We start from the raw sequence: 16,742 nt of genomic DNA, 5'->3' as shown, positions 1-16,742 counted from the left end.
CATGTGGCGGCCGGGACGTATTTTCGTCCCTGGCTGCCGGTCACGCATCGGTCTTACCGGCGTCCCGCCCTTGTACTGACATCGACCCAGACGGCGAGGGTGAGAATACTGCCTTTCACGATCATCTGCCAGTAGGTGTCCACGTCCAGCATGGACATGCCGTTATCGAGGCTGGCCATCACCAGCGCGCCGATCAGGGCGCCGTACACGGTGCCCGAACCGCCGCGCATCGAGGTGCCGCCGATGAAGCAGGCGGCAATCGCATCGAGTTCGCTGAAGGTGCCGGCCGACGGCGAACCGGCCGCCAGGCGGCCCGTGTTAATCAGCCCCGCCAGCGCGCACATCAGGCCCATGATGCCGAAGATCCACAGCTTGACGGCCTTGACGTTGATGCCGGACAGGCGCGTCGCTTCCATATTGCTGCCCACGGCGTAGATGCGGCGGCCGAACACGGTCTGGCTGGTGATGTAGCTGAACAGCCCCAGCAAGGCCAGCAGCAGCAGCACAGGCAGCGGAATGCCTTCATAGCCATTCAGGGTCCGCACGAAGGCATACAGCACGGCGCCGATGACGGCCAGGCGCAAGCCGTCGGCCCAGGGCGCCGTCTGCGGCAAGCCATGCTGGGCGCGGCTGGCGCGCGCGCGCCACGTCAGAAAGGCGGCCAGCAGGAACAGGCCGATGCCCAGCACGATGCCCGGCACGGCGGGCAGGTAACCCTGTCCCAGGTAGACCATCGGCTCGGAGACGGGGGCGATCGTGATGCCGCCCGTGATGCCCAGCAGGATGCCGCGGTACGCCAGCATGCCGCCCAGGCCGACGATGAAGGACGGGATGCCCCGGTACGCCGTCAGGTAGCCATTCAAGAGGCCAATCACCAGGCCGCAGCCCAGCACCGCCATCAGGTTCAGCGCCAGCGGCCAGTGCTGCGTGACGTCCAGCACGGCGGCGATGCCGCCGAGTAGCCCCAGCAGGGAGCCGATCGACAGGTCGATCTCTCCGGCGATAATCACCAGCACCATGCCGCAGGCGAGGATGCCGGTGACGGACATCTGGCGCAGCAAATTCGACAGGTTGCGCGGCGTGAGGAAACTGCCCTGCGTTTTCCACGAAAAAAAGGCCCAGATCAGCGCCACGGCGATCAGCAGGGCCAGCATCTTGTATTGGGTGAACAGCTGTTTGATACTGTGCGGTTTCATGCTGCGGGTTCCTTGTTTGCGGTGTTGACGGCGGGCGCCGGGCGCTGGTCCAGCGCCGCCGCCAGCACGGTTTCCTGGCTCAGGCCATCGTTGATAAAGTCGCCGCGCAGGCGGCCTTCGCCCATCACCAGCACGCGGTCGGACACGCCCAGCACTTCGGCCAGTTCCGACGAGACCATGATGATGGCCACGCCCCGGTCGGCCAGCGCCAGCATCAGTTTGTAGATTTCATATTTGGCGCCCACGTCCACGCCGCGCGTGGGTTCGTCGAGGATCAGCACGCGCGGGCGCGTCAGCAGCATCTTGGCCAGCACGGCCTTTTGCTGGTTGCCGCCCGACAGGCTCGTAATGGGCAGCGACGGGCTGGCCGCCTTCAGTTCCAGCTGCGCGATCTCGCCGCGCACGGCCGTCAATTCCGCCTCGCCATCGATGCGTGTGGCGCGTGCGAATTCCTCCAGCACGGCCAGGGTGATGTTCTGCCCCACGTCGAGGTCGGGCACGATGCCGTGATGCTTGCGGTCTTCCGGCACCATGGCCAGGCCCATGGCGATGGCCTTTTGCGGCGACGAAGTGTCGATGCGGCGGCCATCGAGCCACACTTCGGCCTGGCACGGCCCCTGGTAGGCGCCGAACAGGGCCGAGACGAGCTCCGTGCGCCCCGCCCCCACCAGGCCGGCGATGCCGAGGATCTCGCCCTTGCGCAGGGTGAACGACACATCGTCGACCCGCTTGCGCTGCGGGTTGTCGGCATCGATACAGCTCACGTGGCGCGCCTCGAACAGCACTTCGCCGATGGCCGCAGGCGCATTGTTCCCCACTGCGCGCTGCGGATACAGCTGGCTCATTTCGCGGCCTACCATCTGCGCGATGATGCGCTCGACGTTCATCTGCGCCATCGGCGTGGTGGCGATATGCTTGCCGTCGCGGATGACGACGATGGTGTCGCAGATGGCCGCCACCTCATCGAGCTTGTGCGAAATATAGATGCACGTGACGCCCTTGGCCTTCAGCGCGCGCAGGATATCGAGCAGCACGGCGATTTCCGAGGCCGTCAGCGACGACGACGGCTCGTCGAGTATCAGCAATCGCGCATTCTTGTTGAGTGCCTTGGCGATTTCCACCAGCTGCTGGTGACCGCCGCCGTAATGCATCACGGGCTGCGCCACGTTCAGTTCGGGTATCTTCAATTCGCGCAGCAGCTCGTCGGCGCGCTTGTACATGGCCGCGTAATACATGCGCCCGCCGGGCAGGGTGATCTCGCGGCCCATGAAGATATTCTCGGCCACGGACAGCTGCGGCACCAGCATCAGTTCCTGGTGGATGATGATGATGCCCGCGTCTTCCGTGTCGCGGATCGATTGCGCGCGCAGGGGCTGGCCATCCCACAGGATCTCGCCATCCCAGGTGCCGTGCGGGTACACGCCGGACAGCACCTTCATCAGGGTCGACTTGCCGGCGCCATTCTCGCCGCACAGGCCGATGCACTCGCCGGCCCGCACCTGCAGGTCGATGCCGTCAAGCGCGCGGACACCGCCAAACTGTTTGACGATGCCTTTCATTTCAAGCAAAAATTCAGACATCTGAGCTCACATTTATTGACCAGGAAGGAGGCGTAGGTCGGGTTAGCGCGCAGCGCGTAACCCGACACCACCACTTAATTACCCAGCTGCGCCTTGGTATAGAAACCGTCATCGACGAGAATGTTCACATTCGCCTTGGTCAAGGGCGTGGGTTTGAGCAGCACCGTGCTGACTTTTTTCAGGCCGTTGTCATAGCTGGAGTTGTAGGCCGGCTTTTCGTTGCGCGCCAGTTGCACGGCCAGCTTGGCCGCCTCCGAAGCGATGGTTTTCAGGGGTTTATAGACGGTCATCGATTGCGTGCCGGCGATGACGCGTTTGACCGCCGCCAGGTCGGCGTCCTGGCCCGAAACCGGCACCTTGCCGGCCAGTTTTTGCGCGGCCAGGGCCTGGATGGCGCCGCCGGCCGTGCCGTCGTTCGAGGCGACGATGGCGTCGATCTTGTTGCCGTTGGCCGTCAGCGCGTTTTCCACGATGGACAGCGCTTCGGTGGCGCTCCAGTCCTTCACCCACTGCTGGCCGACGATCTTGATGTCGCCCTTGTCGATGAACGGTTTGAGCACCTTCATCTGGCCTTCGCGCAGCATCTTGGCGTTGTTGTCGGTCGGCGAACCGCCCAGCAAATAGTAATTGCCTTTCGGCTGCAGCTTGGTCACGCCTTCGGCCTGCATCTCGCCCACTTTCTCGTTGTCGAACGAGATATACGCATCGATATCGGCGTTCAGGATCAGGCGGTCATACGACAGCACCTTGATGCCGGCCTTTTTCGCTTCCTTGACGGTGTTGTTGAGGACAGTGGCGTTGAACGGCACGATCACCAGCACGTCCACGCCGCGCGAAATCAGGTTTTCGATCTGCGAAATCTGGCGCTGTTCGCTGGCATCGGCCGACTGCACGAAGACCTTGGCGCCCTGCTTCTCGGCGGCGGCGATGAAGAAGTCGCGGTCGCGCGTCCAGCGCTCGACGCGCAAATCGTCGATGGAAAAGCCGATTTTCGGGTTTTTCGCATCGGCCAGGGCGGCGCTGCTGCTCAAAGCCAGCATGGCGGTCATGATGGCTGCACTGATGATCTTGTTCATTGTGTGTCTCCTTGTTGGATTTTTTAACTACATTTTTTAACTGCGGGGTACTTCTACAATCACGTCGGGTTACGTGCGAAGCGCTAACCCGACCTACGTGCTGCTAATGGTTGTGACGCGGCAGGGTCTGGCCCACGGCGCGGTATTTCAGGGCCAGCTCCATGCAGGCGCCCGTTTCCAGCTGGCCAACGCTGGCGCGGTAGAGCTCCTGCCACGGCGTGGCGCTGTCGTTGACGGGCGGCGGCAGTTCCCGGGCGCGGCGCGCCAGTTCCTGTGCATCGACCAGCATGTCGCACTGCCCCCCGTTCAGGTCCACGCGGATGATGTCGCCCGTGCGCAGCAGCGCCAGGCCGCCGCCCACGGCGCTTTCCGGCGACGCGTTCAGGATCGAGGGGCTGTCCGAGGTGCCCGACTGGCGCCCGTCGCCCAGGGTCGGCAGGTTCAAAATGCCGGCCTTCAGCAAGGCGTCGGGCGGCTGCATGTTGACCACCTCGGCCGAACCGGGCCAGCCCACGGGACCGGCGCCGCGCATGACCAGCATGCAGCTGTCGTCGATATTGAGCGCCGGGTCGTTGATGCGCGCGTGATAGTCGCTTGAACCGTCAAAGACGATGGCGCGCGCCTCGAACACGCCCTCGCTGCCAGGGCGCGACAGGTAGCGCTCGCGGAAAGCGGGCGAGATCACGCTGGTCTTCATGATGGCAAAGTCGAACAGGTTGCCCTGCAAGGCCATGAAACCGGCCTTTTCCTTCAGCGGTGCGGCAAACGGGCGGATCATCTCGCGGTCCGCGCTTTCGCGGCCTTGCAAGTTGGCCGCCATGCTCTGGCCCGTGACCGTCAACCGATCCGCGTGCAGCAGGCCCGCCTGCTGCAGCTCCCACATCACGGCCGGCACGCCGCCGGCGCGGTGGAAGCGCTCGCCCAGATACTTCCCGGCCGGCTGCATGTTCAACAGCAGCGGCACGTCGTAGCCGTGCGCCATCCAGTCGCTCGAGTGCAATGCCACGCCCGCATGGCGCGCCATGGCCATCAGGTGCGGCTGGGCGTTGGTGGAGCCGCCGATGGCCGCGTTGACGATGATGGCGTCCAGGAAGGCCTCGCGCGTGAGGATGCTCGACGGGCGCACGTCGTCACGCGCCATGCCGACGATGCGGCGCCCCGTTGCATAGGCGATCTGGCCCCGTTCGCGGTACGGCGCGGGGATGGCCGAGCAGCCCGTCAGGGACATGCCCAGCGCCTCGGCCAGCGCATTCATGGTCGATGCCGTGCCCATGGTGTTGCAGTGGCCGGCCGACGGCGCCGAGGCGGCGGCGATCTGCAAGAATTTGTCATTGTCGATCAAGCCGGCGGACAGCTGGCGGCGGCCCTTCCAGATGGCGGCGCCGGAACCGACCAGTTCGCCGTCCATCCAGCCGTCGAGCATAGGGCCGCCCGACAGCACGATGGCGGGAATGTCCACCGTGGCCGCGGCCATCAATTGCGCCGGCGTGGTCTTGTCGCAGCCCGTCGTCAGCACCACGGCGTCGATCGGGTAGCCATGCAAAATCTCCACCAGGCCCAGATACGCGAGGTTACGGTCCAGCGCGGCCGTGGGACGGCGGCAGTTCTCGAAGATCGGGTGCAGCGGAAATTCCATCGGGATGCCGCCCGCGTCGCGGATGCCGTCGCGCACGCGCAGGGCCAGTTCCAGGTGGATGCGGTTGCAGGGGCTGATATCGCTGCCGCTTTGCGCGATGCCGATGATGGGCCGGCCCGAACGCAGCTCCTCGGCCGTAATGCCGTAGTTCATGAAGCGCTCCAGGTACAGCGCCGTCATGTCGATGTGCTCGGGATTGTCGAACCAGTCCTGCGAGCGGAAGCGCCGCGCCTGGCGATTGCCTGGGGTACTCATGCGCCGTACCAGCCTGCGTCGACATAGTATTCGCGCCCCGCGCACTTGGCCGCGTTGTCCGACGCGAGGAACAGCGCCAGCGCCGCCACGTCTTCCGGCTCCACGCGCGTCTGCAGGCATTGTCCCTGCAGGATCACGGCTTCCGCTTCCGGTGTATGCCACAGCCGCTCCTGGCGCGGCGTGCGCACGGCGCCGGGAATGATGCAGTTGACGCGGATGCCGTCGGCACCCAGGTCGCGCGCCAGACCGCGCGTCAGCCCTTCGATGCCGGCCTTCGCCGTCATGTAGATCGACAGGTTCGCCTGCGCCAGGTGCCAGGAAATCGAGCCCAGGTTGAGGATCACGCCGCTGCCCTTGGCGCGCATGGCCGGCGCCACTGCCTGGGCGCAGAAATACTGGTGGCGCAGGTTGACGGCGATGCGTTCGTCCCAGTAGGCGGGCGTGACGTCCTGCAGCTGATGGCGGTCGTCATTGGCCGCGTTGTTGATGAGGATATCCGTGGCGCCCGTGCTGTGTTCAATCTCGGCGAAAGTGGCGGCCAGGGCTGCCAGGTCCGTCAGGTCGCAATAGCGGAACAGGGGCGGCTGCGGCAGGTGCGCCAGCGTTTCCTGCAGCGCCAGCGACGCCTCGCGGGCGATGTCGAGAAAGGTGACGTGGGCGCCCTGGCGCGCGAACGCCTCGACGATGGCCACGCCGATGCCGGTGCCGCCGCCCGTGATGACGACGCGCTGGCCTGCCAGGCTGGGGTAAGTTGCATGCTGCATGGTGTCTCTCTTTTTAAAATAATCGGATCAAAGCAGGCCGCGTTGGCCCAGGTTCTGGTACAGCGCGCGCACGCCAAACGTCCATGGGGCAATCGCGTCGCAGCGCTGCACTTCGTTGACCAGCGCGCCCAGCGCGGCGCTGGCGATGGTGACCCGGTCGCCCAGGTGGTGCGTGAAGCCGCCGCCCTGCGCGCCGCGGTCCTTCACGGGCGAGAACATGGTGCCCAGGAACAGCATGAAGCCGTCCGGATACTGGTGGTACTGGCCCGCCGTCTGGCGCACCAGGTCGAGCGGGTCGCGGCTGATTTCGCGCATGAAGCTGGCACCTTCGAGCACAAAGCCGTCGTCCGCGCCTTCGATCAGCAGCGACACTTCCGCCTGGCGCACGGTGTCTAGCGTGAAATGTTCGTCGAACAGGCGAATGAAGGGACCGATGGCGCAGGAGCCGTTGTTATCCTTGGCCTTGCCCAGCAAGAGGGCGCTGCGCCCTTCGATGTCGCGCAGGTTGACGTCGTTGCCCAGGGAAGCCCCCAGCACCTCGCCGCGGCTGTTGACGGCCAGGACGATCTCCGGCTCGGGGTTGTTCCAGGCGGACGATGGCAGCAAGCCCACCTGCGCGCCGCAGCCCACCGACGACATCGGCTGTGCCTTGGTAAACACTTCCGCATCGGGGCCGATGCCCACTTCCATGTATTGCGACCAGGCGCCGCGCTGCTGCAGCTGCTGTTTCAGGCGCTGCGCCGCGTCCGAACCCGGTTTCAATGCGGACAGGTCGCTGCCGAGGGTTGTTTGCAGCGCGGCGCGCAGGCTCGCCGCGCGCGCCGCGTCGCCGCCTGCCTGTTCCTCGATCACCCGTTCCAGCAGGCTGACGGCGAAAGTCACACCGCAGGCCTTGACGGCCTGCAGGTCGCACGGCGCCAGCAGGAACGGCTCGCCAGCCGGCGCGGCCAGCGCCTGCGCCAGCAGCGCCTGCACGGAGCCGAGCGCGATGCCGGGCGCATGGCGGGCGATATCGAGCGCATCGCTGCGCTCGAACAGCCCGGCCACCGTCGCCATCGTCTGCGTGATGTCGACCACCTCGCCGCCGCGCACGGCGATGACGCAGGGGCCGTCACGCCAGATGCGGCCGATGAGGAGCGCCTGCGCCAGGTCGGCGGGCAACAGGGAAGCGGGGGAAATCAGCTGCATGGCAAGCTTTCAAAGGGTCGTGATGAGAAGGCAATTGGTCAAGTTCGGAGCGATTCTGCGCGCCCCCCTGTGTCGCCGCAATTACGAAAATCACCAAATTGGATGATGATTATTGGTATTGCAGCGCACCAAAAAAAGCCGCCGCCCGGCCCCCGTTCCCGCCCTGCCGGCAGGCGCAAAGGGGCGCAATGGCGCATTGCATCAATTGGCTTATCGATACCGTTTTGGATATCGCCAATGCGAAAAAAGTGATTGGTGAGGGATGGATGGACAAACTAGTATCAGCCGTGGCCTGCAATCGGCCATCCGCACGGAGCCCGCCCGCTGGACGACGGCCCTGGCACATTCAACTATCGAAGACGGTGGAGACCTGAAATGAAAACAACAATGAAAATGCTGACCGCGAGCCTGGCGCTGGCCATCTCCGGCATGGCGGCAATGCCCGTGGCAAGCGCCGCCGACAAGGGCGCGATCGGCATCTCGATGCCGACCAAATCGTCCATGCGCTGGATCGCCGACGGCGACAACATGGTCAAGGTATTCAAGGAGCGCGGCTACAAGACGGACTTGCAGTTTGCCGACGACGACATCCCGAACCAGCTGGCGCAGGTGGAAAACATGATCACCAAGGGCGCCAAGGTGCTGGTGATCGCCGCCATCGACGGCACCACCTTGTCGAACGTGCTGCAAAAGGCGGCCGACAAGGGCATCAAGGTCATTTCGTATGACCGCCTGATCCGCGGCACGAAAAACATCGATTACTACGCCACCTTCGACAACTTCCAGGTCGGCGTGCTGCAAGCGGGCTATATCGAATCGGCGCTGAAACTCAAGGAAGGCAAGGGCCCGTTCAATATCGAACTGTTCGGCGGCTCGGCCGACGACAACAATGCGCACTTCTTCTACAACGGCGCGCTGTCGGTGCTGAAACCGTACATCGACAGCGGCAAGCTGGTGGTGCGCTCGAAGCAGATGGGCATGGAAAAGGTCGCCACCCTGCGCTGGGACGGCGCTGTGGCGCAGGCGCGCATGGACAATCTGCTCAGCGCCTACTACGGCAATGCGCGCGTCGACGCGGTGCTGTCGCCGTATGACGGCTTGAGCATCGGCATCCTGTCCTCGCTCAAGGGCGTCGGCTACGGCACGCCGAAACAACCGTTCCCCGTCGTCACGGGCCAGGATGCGGAAATCCCGTCGGTGAAATCGATCATCCGCGGCGAACAGGCATCGACCGTGTTCAAGGACACCCGCGAACTGGCCAAGGTGACGGCCAACATGGTCGACGCCATGATGAGCGGCAAGACGCCGACCGTCAACGATACCAAGACCTATAACAACGGCGTGAAGGTCGTGCCGTCCTACCTGCTCAAACCAGTCACCGTCGACAAGGCGAACTGGAAGCAGGTGCTCGTCACCGGCAGCGGCTACTACACGGAAGCGCAAGTGAAATAAGCGTCCAAGGTACTGAAGGCCCGGCACTGCCGGGCCTTTCGCTTCACGCACGATCAAGAACAAGACTGCCGCACGACCGCTGCCCACCAGCGCGGCCGTGCCAGAGAGGTTATATGACGAACACTATCCTGGAAATGCGCGGGATACGCAAAACATTCCCGGGCGTCGTTGCGCTCGACAATGTCAACCTGCGGGTACGCAGCGGCGAGATTCACGCCATCGTCGGCGAAAACGGCGCCGGCAAATCGACCCTGATGAAAGTGCTGAGCGGCGTCTACGGCCATGGCAGCTATACGGGCGACATCGATTACCTGGGCCAGACGCGGCACTTCCGCGGCATCAAGGACAGCGAAGAAATCGGCATCATCATCATCCACCAGGAACTGGCGCTGGTGCCCCAGCTGTCGATCGCCGAGAATATATTCCTCGGCAACGAACCGTCCCGCATGGGCGTCATCGACTGGGAATACGCGCAAGCGAAGACGCGCGAACTGCTGCAGAAAGTCGGGCTGAAAGAGTCCCCCGACACCCTGATCACCAATCTGGGCGTGGGCAAGCAGCAGCTGATCGAAATCGCCAAGGCGCTGTGCAAGGACGTCAAGCTCTTGATCCTCGACGAGCCGACGGCCAGCCTGAACGAAAGCGACAGCGCGGCCCTGCTCGACCTGCTGCTGGGCCTGAAAGCCCAGGGCATCGCCTCGATCCTGATTTCGCACAAGCTCAATGAAATTTCACGGGTCGCCGACGCCATCACGGTGCTGCGCGACGGGAACACGGTCGACAGTTTCGACTGCCGCACGGAGCCCGTCAGCGAAGACCGCATCATCGAAAAGATGGTCGGTCGCGAGATGGCCGACCGCTATCCGCCGCGCACGCCCACCATCGGCGAGACCATTTTTGAAGTGCGCGACTGGCGCGTCTTCCATCCCGAGCATGCCGACCGCCCCGTCATCAAGGGCATCAATATGCACGCGAAAAAGGGCGAGATCATCGGCATCGCCGGCTTGATGGGCTCCGGGCGCACGGAACTGGCGATGAGCCTCTTCGGGCGCGCCTACGGCCAGCGCATCAGCGGCACGGTGCTCAAGCATGGCCAGGAAATCGACGTCAGCACCATCGGCAAGGCGATCGCCCACGGCCTCGCGTACGTCACGGAAGACCGCAAGGGCCTGGGCCTGATCCTCGAGGAAGACATCCAGAAGAACACCAGCCTGGCCAACCTGGACGCGATTTCGCGGCACATGGTCATCGACGAGCAGCGTGAATTCAGCGTGGCCGAGGAGTTCCACCGCAAGCTCAAGACCCGTTGCTCGAGCGTGGCGCAGAAGGTGGTCAACCTGTCCGGCGGCAACCAGCAGAAAGTGGTGCTGGCGAAATGGCTGTTTTCGCGCCCCGACGTGCTGATCCTCGATGAACCGAGCCGCGGCATCGACGTGGGCGCCAAGTACGAGATCTACAGCATCATCAGCGAGCTGGCCGCCGAAGGCAAATGCATCATCATGATTTCCTCGGAAATGCCGGAATTGCTGGGCATGTGCGACCGGATCTATGTCATGAACGAAGGCCGCTTCGCGGCAGAACTGAGCGCGGCAGAAGCATCGCAGGAACGCATCATGCGCGCGATCGTTACACACGGAGAAAACAATGGACAATAAACTGACAGCGGGAGCGGCGGCAGGCGCGCCAGCGGCCGCGCCGCAAGCGAAAAGCTATGCCGGCTTCCTGAAAAACAATATGCGCGACTACGGCATGCTGCTCTCGCTGATCGTCATCATGGGCTTTTTCCAGTACATGACGGACGGCACCCTGATGCAGCCGCTGAACCTGACGAACCTGGTGCTGCAAAACAGCTACATCGTCATCATGGCGCTGGGCATGCTGATGGTCATCGTGGCCGGCCATATCGATTTGTCGGTCGGCTCGGTGGTCGGCTTCGTCGGCGCGCTGGCGGCGGTATTGATCGTCAACTACGAGATGAACTTTGTCGCGGCCAGCATCCTCTGCCTGCTGGCCGGTGCCGTCATCGGCGGCGCGCAAGGCTATTTCGTCGCCTTCTTTAAAATCCCGTCCTTCATCGTCACCCTGGCCGGTATGCTGGTCTTCAAGGGCCTGACCCTGGCGCTGCTGGCTGGCCAGTCGGTCGGCCCCTTCCCGGAAGGCTTCCAGATGCTCAGCTCCGGCTTCCTGCCCGACCCGTTCGGCGGCGACAACCTGCGCGGCTTCTCGCTGCTGCTGGGCGTGATCGCCGCCGTGGCACTGATCGTCACCTCGCTGCGCAGCCGCGCCAAGCAACTGAAACACGGCATGGAAAACGAGCCGCGCGCGTTCTTCCTGTTGAAAAACGGCGTGTTCGCTGCCGTGATGGTGTATTTCAGCTACCTGCTGGCGTCGTACCGCGGTTTCCCCAACGTGCTGGCCGTGATGTCGCTGCTCATCGTCGCCTACACCTTCATCACCAACCGCACCGTGCTGGGCCGCCGCGTGTACGCCGTGGGCGGCAACGAGAAGGCGGCGCGCCTGTCCGGCATCAAGACGGAACGGGTCAGCTTCTACACCTTCGTCAACATGGGCATGCTGGCCGCGCTGGCCGGCCTGATCTTCGCGGCGCGCCTGAACACGGCCACGCCGAAGGCGGGCACGGGCTTCGAGCTGGACGTGATCGCCGCCTGCTTCATCGGCGGCGCCTCGGCCTCGGGCGGCGTGGGCAAGGTGATGGGAGCCGTCATCGGCGCCTTCATCATGGGCGTGATGAACAACGGCATGTCCATCATGGGCATCGGCATCGATTACCAGCAGGTGATCAAGGGCCTGGTGCTGCTGGCAGCCGTCTTCATCGACGTGATTAATAAAAATAAATGAGAAGAACAAGGAAGCACAGGTTCGAGCCTTAGGGGGCTCTGGCCGGCGTTCGCGCCGGCCTTTTTTATGCGGAGGCTAATCGCGCAGCGCGGTCCCCCCACCACGCCGCTTCCTCGAACACGGAAAAGCCCGACAAATCCGCATGCGCGAACAGGATGGCGCCGTCGTGCTCGCGCAAGGCCTTCAAGCCCGCGTTGCTGCGAAATCCCGGCAAGGGCGCCGCCATGGCGTGACCGCGCACGGTGATGTCGACGCGCTCGACGCAGCTGGCAAAATCGCGTCCATACGCCGTCTTTAAATCGACGCTGGCCAGCGCCAGCAGTTCTTCGGGGCTGGCCGTGTCGAGCCACTTGCGCGCTTGCTGCGGCGTGCGGTCGGACAGGGCCACGTAGGCGCTGAAGACGGTTTTCTCGGGCGGACGCACGCGGATATCCTGGTGGGTCGAGACGACGTAGCCTAGGCCCGGTTCCTGGTACACCACGTTGTCCCAGCACAGGGGCGCATGCGGCAGTTCCTCGGGAAAGCGTTTCAGTAGAAAATTCGCCACCAGCCACGGCGCATACGCGGGCGTATCGCGTTTCGCGTCAAAGCCATACTCGGCGATGTTCTTCACCACGCGCGATGCCACGTACAAAGGCATGGCGCAGATGGCCTTGCGCGCCTTGACCAGATAGGTGCGCGGCTGGCCATCGACCAGTTCCAGGCACAGCGCCTCCACGCCCTGCTCCGTCGTCTGCACGGAAACCACCGTGCCCACATGACGTTTGACACCAGAGGCCTGCTCCATGGCCGTGGCGACCGGTTGCATGCCGCCCGGCCAGGTCAGCCAGGCGCCATTGCCTGCGTTGGCCGCCTGGCCCCAGCGGCTGCAATAGTAATGCAGGCCGGCCCAGGCCGAGACCTGGTCGTAGCGCGTGCCGTAATCGTCGCGGCAGCAGTAGTTCAGATACCAGTGCAGGGTAGGCGAGGTATAGCCTTCGCGCTCCATCCACTGCTTCAAGGTGATGGTGTCGAGCGCCTGCCAGGCCGGATCTTGCGACGACTCCACGGTAGGAAAGACGAAGACGCGCTTGCCATCGTTGCCATGCGCCTGGCGCAAACGCCGCACCTCGGCAAAGAAGCGTTCATGCTGCGCCAGTTCCGCAGGCGACACTCCTTCGGTGGGAATGAAGCCGTCCTGCCAGTGGCCGTTGAACAGCAATCGCTCTTCCGGCGCGTGCAGGATGTAGCGCTCGTCGTAATATGGCTTTTCCGCCTGCGGGTCGCGCTCGATGATCCCCAGGTCGAACAGGATCTCGCGCACATGGGTCGATTCGGGCGACGGCAGCGGCAGGTAATGACCACCGGTCGGATAAGCGAGGTCGCCGAAGTGGCCGCCGGCCGCGTTGCCATACGGCTGCGGGCCATCGATCATGAGAAAGTCCCCGTGCCCCAGCTTGTTCAGGCGCCAGGCGGCCGTCAGGCCCGCGATGCCGGAGCCGAGGATGGCCACGTCGGTGCTCAAGGTGCGTGTAGGCGGCGGCAGCGCCGTGCGCTCGCGCAGCAGCTTGCGCAAATAATGCCCCTCGCTGCGGCCCGGATACAGTACCTTGGGCGTGATTTCCTGCCAGCGCAGATACGCGGCGATGCTGCCGATGCCGGCTGCGGCCGCCGCCGTGCCGCCAGCGGCCCACAACATGAAGGAGCGGCGCTGCATCAGCGGATCACCCGGTTCCAGTCCTGCTCGAATTCATGCACGAGCGACTGGGTATTCAAGCGGTTCGGCGCCATCGGCAGCGGCTGCATGTCGGGCGGGAAGATGAACATCTCGCGCGTGGTGTCCGCATTCAGGTAGCGCATCGGCAGGCGGTATTTCGTCGGCGGCACGTAATCGAGCTGGGGCGAGGCAAGGATAAAACCCCATTCGCCGAACGAGGGCACATAGGCGTGATAAGGCCAGGTGCGCATGCCCACTTCGCGCAGGGTCGAATTGATGGTCCAATAGGCGTGCGGGGCAAAGAAGGGCGAGGTCGATTGCACCACCATCAGGCCCTTGGCGGCCAGGTGCTTTTTCACCAGGTCGTAGAACGGCACCGAATACAGCTTGCCGAGCGCGAAGCTGGACGGGTCGGGGAAATCGACGATGGCCGCGTCGAACATGTCGCCATTGTTGCGCAGCCAGACGGCGGCATCAGCATTGACGACGGTGACGCGCTTGTCCGAGAACGCGTTGTTATTTAACTTTGCCAGTTCCGGGCGCGTGGTAAAAGCGGCCGTCATGGCGGGGTCGAGGTCGACCACGGTGACGTGTTCGACCTGTGGATAACGGAGGATTTCGCGCAGCGCCAGGCCATCTCCGCCGCCCAGCACCAGCACGCGGCGCGCCCACGGCAGCGCTTCGAGCACGGGGTGCACCAGCGCCTCGTGGTAGCGGTACTCGTCGCGCGAGGAAAACTGCAGGTTGCCGTTGATGTACAGGCGCGTATCGTCCTTCCAGCGCGTAATCACCAGGCGCTGGTAGGGCGTGGTGGTGGAATACACGATCTGGTCGCCGAACAGGCCGTGCTCGCCCCAGGCCACCATGCGGTCGGACATGGCAAAGCCGGCGACCAGCACCAGCATCACGGCGCAGGCGCGCAGGAAGCGCCCCGTGAGGTTCTTCAGCTCCGCGCGGAACACCCAGATCGTCCACAGGCCCACGCCCACGTTGAGCATGCCGAACAAAAAGCCCGTGCGCACCAGTCCCAGGTAGGGCGACAGCACCAGCGGGAACAGCAGGGAGACGGCCAGCGCGCCCAGGTAATCGAAGGTCAGCACGCGGCTGACCAGCTCGGAAAATTCCGTCTGGCGCGAGTTCAGCGCGCGCATCACCAGCGGCACTTCCATGCCGACCAGTGCGCCGATCAGGAACACCATCACATACAATAGGGTGCGAAATGGCGCGGCCATCCACGAAAACGTCATGAACAGGATGGCGGCCGACAGGCCGCCGATCAGGCCCACGGCCAGTTCGATGTCGACGAAGCGCGAGAGCACGTCGTCGTCCCGCACATACTTGGAAAAGTGAGCACCCACCCCCATGGCAAACAGGTAGCAGCCGATGATGGTGGAAAACTGCAGGATCGAGTCGCCAAGCAGGTAGCTGGACATGGCGCCGGCGATCAGTTCATACGCGAGGCCGCAGGAGGCGACCACGAAGACGGACAAAATCAGAATCTTTTTGTTCATTGGACTTTTTTTGTTCTAATATGCGTTGACGTTATCAAATACTCATTGCGAGGAAAGCCGTGCCCGCCATCCTAAACTATCTGATCCATCTTATACTGGCCGCCGCGCTGCTGATTGCCTTTTTTATCATCTACACGCGCGTCACGCCGTATAACGAAGTGCTGCTGATCCGCCAGGGCAATCAGGCGGCGGCCCTGTCGCTGGGCGGCGCACTGCTGGGCTTTTCCGCCACCATCGCCTCGTCCCTGATGCACACGGCCGACTACCAGCAATTCTTCGCCTGGGCCTTTGGCGCCATGGTGGTGCAATTGCTCGCCTATGTGGTCACCACGCGCCTGCTGCGCATGTCGAAGGATCAGATCGAATCGAACAACAGCGCTTTCGGCGGCCTGCTGGGCGCCATTTCACTGTCGATCGGCGCCATCAACGCCGCCTGCATTTCCTGACACCGCTTTATCTTATTCAAGGACATCCATCATGAGCCTCGGCAGCTTTATCAAGAAGCAGTTTATCGACGTACTGCAGTGGAACGAAGAGACGGAAGGCGTGCTGGCCTGGCGCTTCCCCATGCAGGATTTCGAGATCCAGAACGGCGCCATCCTGAATGTGCGCGAATCGCAGGTCGCCGTCTTCGTCAATGAAGGCAAGATCGCCGACGTCTTCGGTCCCGGCACGCACAAGCTGACGACGCAAACGTTACCGTTGCTGACCAACCTGAAAAACTGGGACAAGCTGTTCGACTCGCCCTTCAAGTCGGACGTGTATTACTTCAGCACCCGCGTGCAGACGGGCCGCAAGTGGGGCACGCCGCAGCCGATCACCATCCGCGACAAGGATTTCGACATGATCCGCGTGCGCGCCTTCGGCATGTATTCGTACCGCATCGCCGACGCCCGCACCTTCTTCACGGAGATCAGCGGCACGCGCGAAGTCTATACGCGCGACGAGGTGGAAGATCAACTGCGCGGCATTCTGATGTCGAGCATGGCCAGCTCGCTGGGCGGCGCGAATGTCCCCTTCCTCGACATGGCGGCCAACCAGGCGCTGATGGCGCAAGAGGTCAAGGATGGCCTGGCGCAGGCGTTTGCCCGCTACGGCGTGGGCCTCGATGAATTCAACGTGGCCAGCATCAGCCTGCCCGAGGAATTGCAGGCGGCGCTCGACGAGCGTATTTCCGCCGGCATGAAGGGCGGCCTGGGCGCCGACAAGATGAGCGGCTACACCAAATTCCAGGTGGCCAACGCGATCCCGCTGGCGGCGCAGAACGAAGGCGGCATGGCCGGTATCGGCGCAGGCCTCGGCGCCGGGCTGTCGATCGGCCAGGTGATGGCGCAAAGCATGGGCGGTGCGCTGCAGCAGCCGGCGCCCGCCGCGTCACCTGCGGCGCCACCGGCTCCCGCGGAAGAACCGATCGAGGCGCGCCTGGAAAAACTCAAGGGTTTACTGGACAAGGGGCTCATCTCGCCGGCCGACTACGACGGCGCCAAGGCTGAGCTGCTGAAAAAACTGATCGGCTGATTAGGGCGAAA

At 63.7% G+C, this 16,742-nt stretch carries 13 protein-coding genes; 5 read left to right on the top strand and 8 right to left on the bottom strand.

Annotated elements, in window-relative coordinates; all coding sequences use genetic code 11:
* Window positions 1-53 precede the first annotated feature (53 nt).
* The 6 genes from IGS61_RS13985 to IGS61_RS13960 all read right to left on the bottom strand — a co-directional run bounded on the left by IGS61_RS13985 (window position 54) and on the right by IGS61_RS13960 (window position 7,695).
* The gene (locus tag IGS61_RS13985) at window positions 54-1,196 is read right to left on the bottom strand and encodes a sugar ABC transporter permease (protein WP_230540131.1); all 1,143 of its coding nucleotides are present in this window, start codon (window positions 1,194-1,196) and stop codon (window positions 54-56) included.
* Window positions 1,193-2,776, bottom strand: coding sequence for a D-xylose ABC transporter ATP-binding protein (xylG, locus tag IGS61_RS13980; protein WP_230540130.1), 1,584 nt, complete (start codon window positions 2,774-2,776; stop codon window positions 1,193-1,195). The genes IGS61_RS13985 and xylG overlap by 4 nt, the downstream gene beginning before the upstream one ends.
* Before the next feature lie 74 nt (window positions 2,777-2,850).
* The gene (gene xylF / locus IGS61_RS13975) at window positions 2,851-3,825 is read right to left on the bottom strand and encodes a D-xylose ABC transporter substrate-binding protein (RefSeq protein WP_099389834.1); all 975 of its coding nucleotides are present in this window, start codon (window positions 3,823-3,825) and stop codon (window positions 2,851-2,853) included.
* Window positions 3,826-3,955: 130 nt separating this feature from the next.
* Window positions 3,956-5,743: an IlvD/Edd family dehydratase gene (locus IGS61_RS13970; RefSeq protein ID WP_230540129.1), complete on the bottom strand. Its 1,788-nt coding sequence runs from the start codon at window positions 5,741-5,743 to the stop codon at window positions 3,956-3,958.
* Window positions 5,740-6,507: an SDR family NAD(P)-dependent oxidoreductase gene (locus IGS61_RS13965; protein ID WP_230540128.1), complete on the bottom strand. Its 768-nt coding sequence runs from the start codon at window positions 6,505-6,507 to the stop codon at window positions 5,740-5,742. Before IGS61_RS13965 ends, IGS61_RS13970 begins: the two co-directional genes overlap by 4 nt.
* Before the next feature lie 27 nt (window positions 6,508-6,534).
* Window positions 6,535-7,695: a fumarylacetoacetate hydrolase family protein gene (locus tag IGS61_RS13960; RefSeq protein WP_230540127.1), complete on the bottom strand. Its 1,161-nt coding sequence runs from the start codon at window positions 7,693-7,695 to the stop codon at window positions 6,535-6,537.
* Window positions 7,696-8,124: 429 nt separating this feature from the next.
* Between IGS61_RS13960 and chvE the strand changes: the two genes are divergently transcribed.
* From chvE to mmsB, 3 genes are all read left to right on the top strand, one after another.
* On the top strand, window positions 8,125-9,147 hold the full coding sequence (chvE, locus tag IGS61_RS13955) for a multiple monosaccharide ABC transporter substrate-binding protein (protein ID WP_329958060.1): 1,023 nt from the start codon (window positions 8,125-8,127) through the stop codon (window positions 9,145-9,147).
* Window positions 9,148-9,260: 113 nt separating this feature from the next.
* Window positions 9,261-10,802 carry a multiple monosaccharide ABC transporter ATP-binding protein gene (gene mmsA, locus IGS61_RS13950; protein ID WP_230540125.1) on the top strand — a complete coding sequence of 514 codons (1,542 nt, stop codon included), beginning with the start codon at window positions 9,261-9,263 and terminating at the stop codon, window positions 10,800-10,802.
* Complete coding sequence (gene mmsB / locus IGS61_RS13945) at window positions 10,792-12,006, top strand: multiple monosaccharide ABC transporter permease (RefSeq protein WP_230540124.1); 1,215 nt, start codon at window positions 10,792-10,794, stop codon at window positions 12,004-12,006. The genes mmsA and mmsB overlap by 11 nt, the downstream gene beginning before the upstream one ends.
* Window positions 12,007-12,070: 64 nt before the next feature.
* Here mmsB and IGS61_RS13940 read toward each other — a convergent pair whose 3' ends face one another.
* Window positions 12,071-13,702 carry an NAD(P)-binding protein gene (locus IGS61_RS13940; protein ID WP_230540123.1) on the bottom strand — a complete coding sequence of 544 codons (1,632 nt, stop codon included), beginning with the start codon at window positions 13,700-13,702 and terminating at the stop codon, window positions 12,071-12,073.
* Window positions 13,702-15,213, bottom strand: coding sequence for a polyamine aminopropyltransferase (locus tag IGS61_RS13935; protein ID WP_230540122.1), 1,512 nt, complete (start codon window positions 15,211-15,213; stop codon window positions 13,702-13,704). Before IGS61_RS13935 ends, IGS61_RS13940 begins: the two co-directional genes overlap by 1 nt.
* A gap of 59 nt (window positions 15,214-15,272) precedes the next feature.
* Here IGS61_RS13935 and IGS61_RS13930 point away from each other — a divergent pair, with 59 nt between their 5' ends.
* Both IGS61_RS13930 and IGS61_RS13925 read left to right on the top strand, forming a co-directional pair.
* Entirely contained in the window at window positions 15,273-15,659 is a 387-nt protein-coding gene (locus IGS61_RS13930; protein ID WP_070288892.1) for a DUF350 domain-containing protein, read from the top strand.
* Between the two features lie 31 nt (window positions 15,660-15,690).
* Window positions 15,691-16,731 (top strand): SPFH domain-containing protein, encoded by a 1,041-nt coding sequence (locus tag IGS61_RS13925; protein ID WP_230540121.1) that lies wholly within the window; start codon window positions 15,691-15,693, stop codon window positions 16,729-16,731.
* Window positions 16,732-16,742: the final 11 nt, after the last annotated feature.

It is taken from the genome of Janthinobacterium sp. FW305-129 (genome assembly GCF_020858115.1).
In the GTDB taxonomy this organism is placed as follows: Bacteria; Pseudomonadota; Gammaproteobacteria; order Burkholderiales; family Burkholderiaceae_D; genus Janthinobacterium.
This window is presented reverse-complemented; position numbering and strand designations above follow the sequence as displayed.

Excerpts from the sequence above, each read along its gene's own strand:
- IGS61_RS13935 (WP_230540122.1), bottom strand. The coding sequence starts at position 15,213 with ATGAACAAAAAGATTCTGATTTTGTCCGTCTTCGTGGTCGCCTCCTGC.
- xylG (WP_230540130.1), bottom strand. The coding sequence starts at position 2,776 with ATGTCTGAATTTTTGCTTGAAATGAAAGGCATCGTCAAACAGTTTGGC.
- IGS61_RS13970 (WP_230540129.1), bottom strand. The coding sequence starts at position 5,743 with ATGAGTACCCCAGGCAATCGCCAGGCGCGGCGCTTCCGCTCGCAGGAC.
- IGS61_RS13985 (WP_230540131.1), bottom strand. The coding sequence starts at position 1,196 with ATGAAACCGCACAGTATCAAACAGCTGTTCACCCAATACAAGATGCTG.
- mmsB (WP_230540124.1), top strand. The coding sequence starts at position 10,792 with ATGGACAATAAACTGACAGCGGGAGCGGCGGCAGGCGCGCCAGCGGCC.
- xylF (WP_099389834.1), bottom strand. The coding sequence starts at position 3,825 with ATGACCGCCATGCTGGCTTTGAGCAGCAGCGCCGCCCTGGCCGATGCG.
- IGS61_RS13965 (WP_230540128.1), bottom strand. The coding sequence starts at position 6,507 with ATGCAGCATGCAACTTACCCCAGCCTGGCAGGCCAGCGCGTCGTCATC.
- IGS61_RS13960 (WP_230540127.1), bottom strand. The coding sequence starts at position 7,695 with ATGCAGCTGATTTCCCCCGCTTCCCTGTTGCCCGCCGACCTGGCGCAG.
- IGS61_RS13925 (WP_230540121.1), top strand. The coding sequence starts at position 15,691 with ATGAGCCTCGGCAGCTTTATCAAGAAGCAGTTTATCGACGTACTGCAG.
- IGS61_RS13940 (WP_230540123.1), bottom strand. The coding sequence starts at position 13,702 with ATGCAGCGCCGCTCCTTCATGTTGTGGGCCGCTGGCGGCACGGCGGCG.
- mmsA (WP_230540125.1), top strand. The coding sequence starts at position 9,261 with ATGACGAACACTATCCTGGAAATGCGCGGGATACGCAAAACATTCCCG.
- chvE (WP_329958060.1), top strand. The coding sequence starts at position 8,125 with ATGGCGGCAATGCCCGTGGCAAGCGCCGCCGACAAGGGCGCGATCGGC.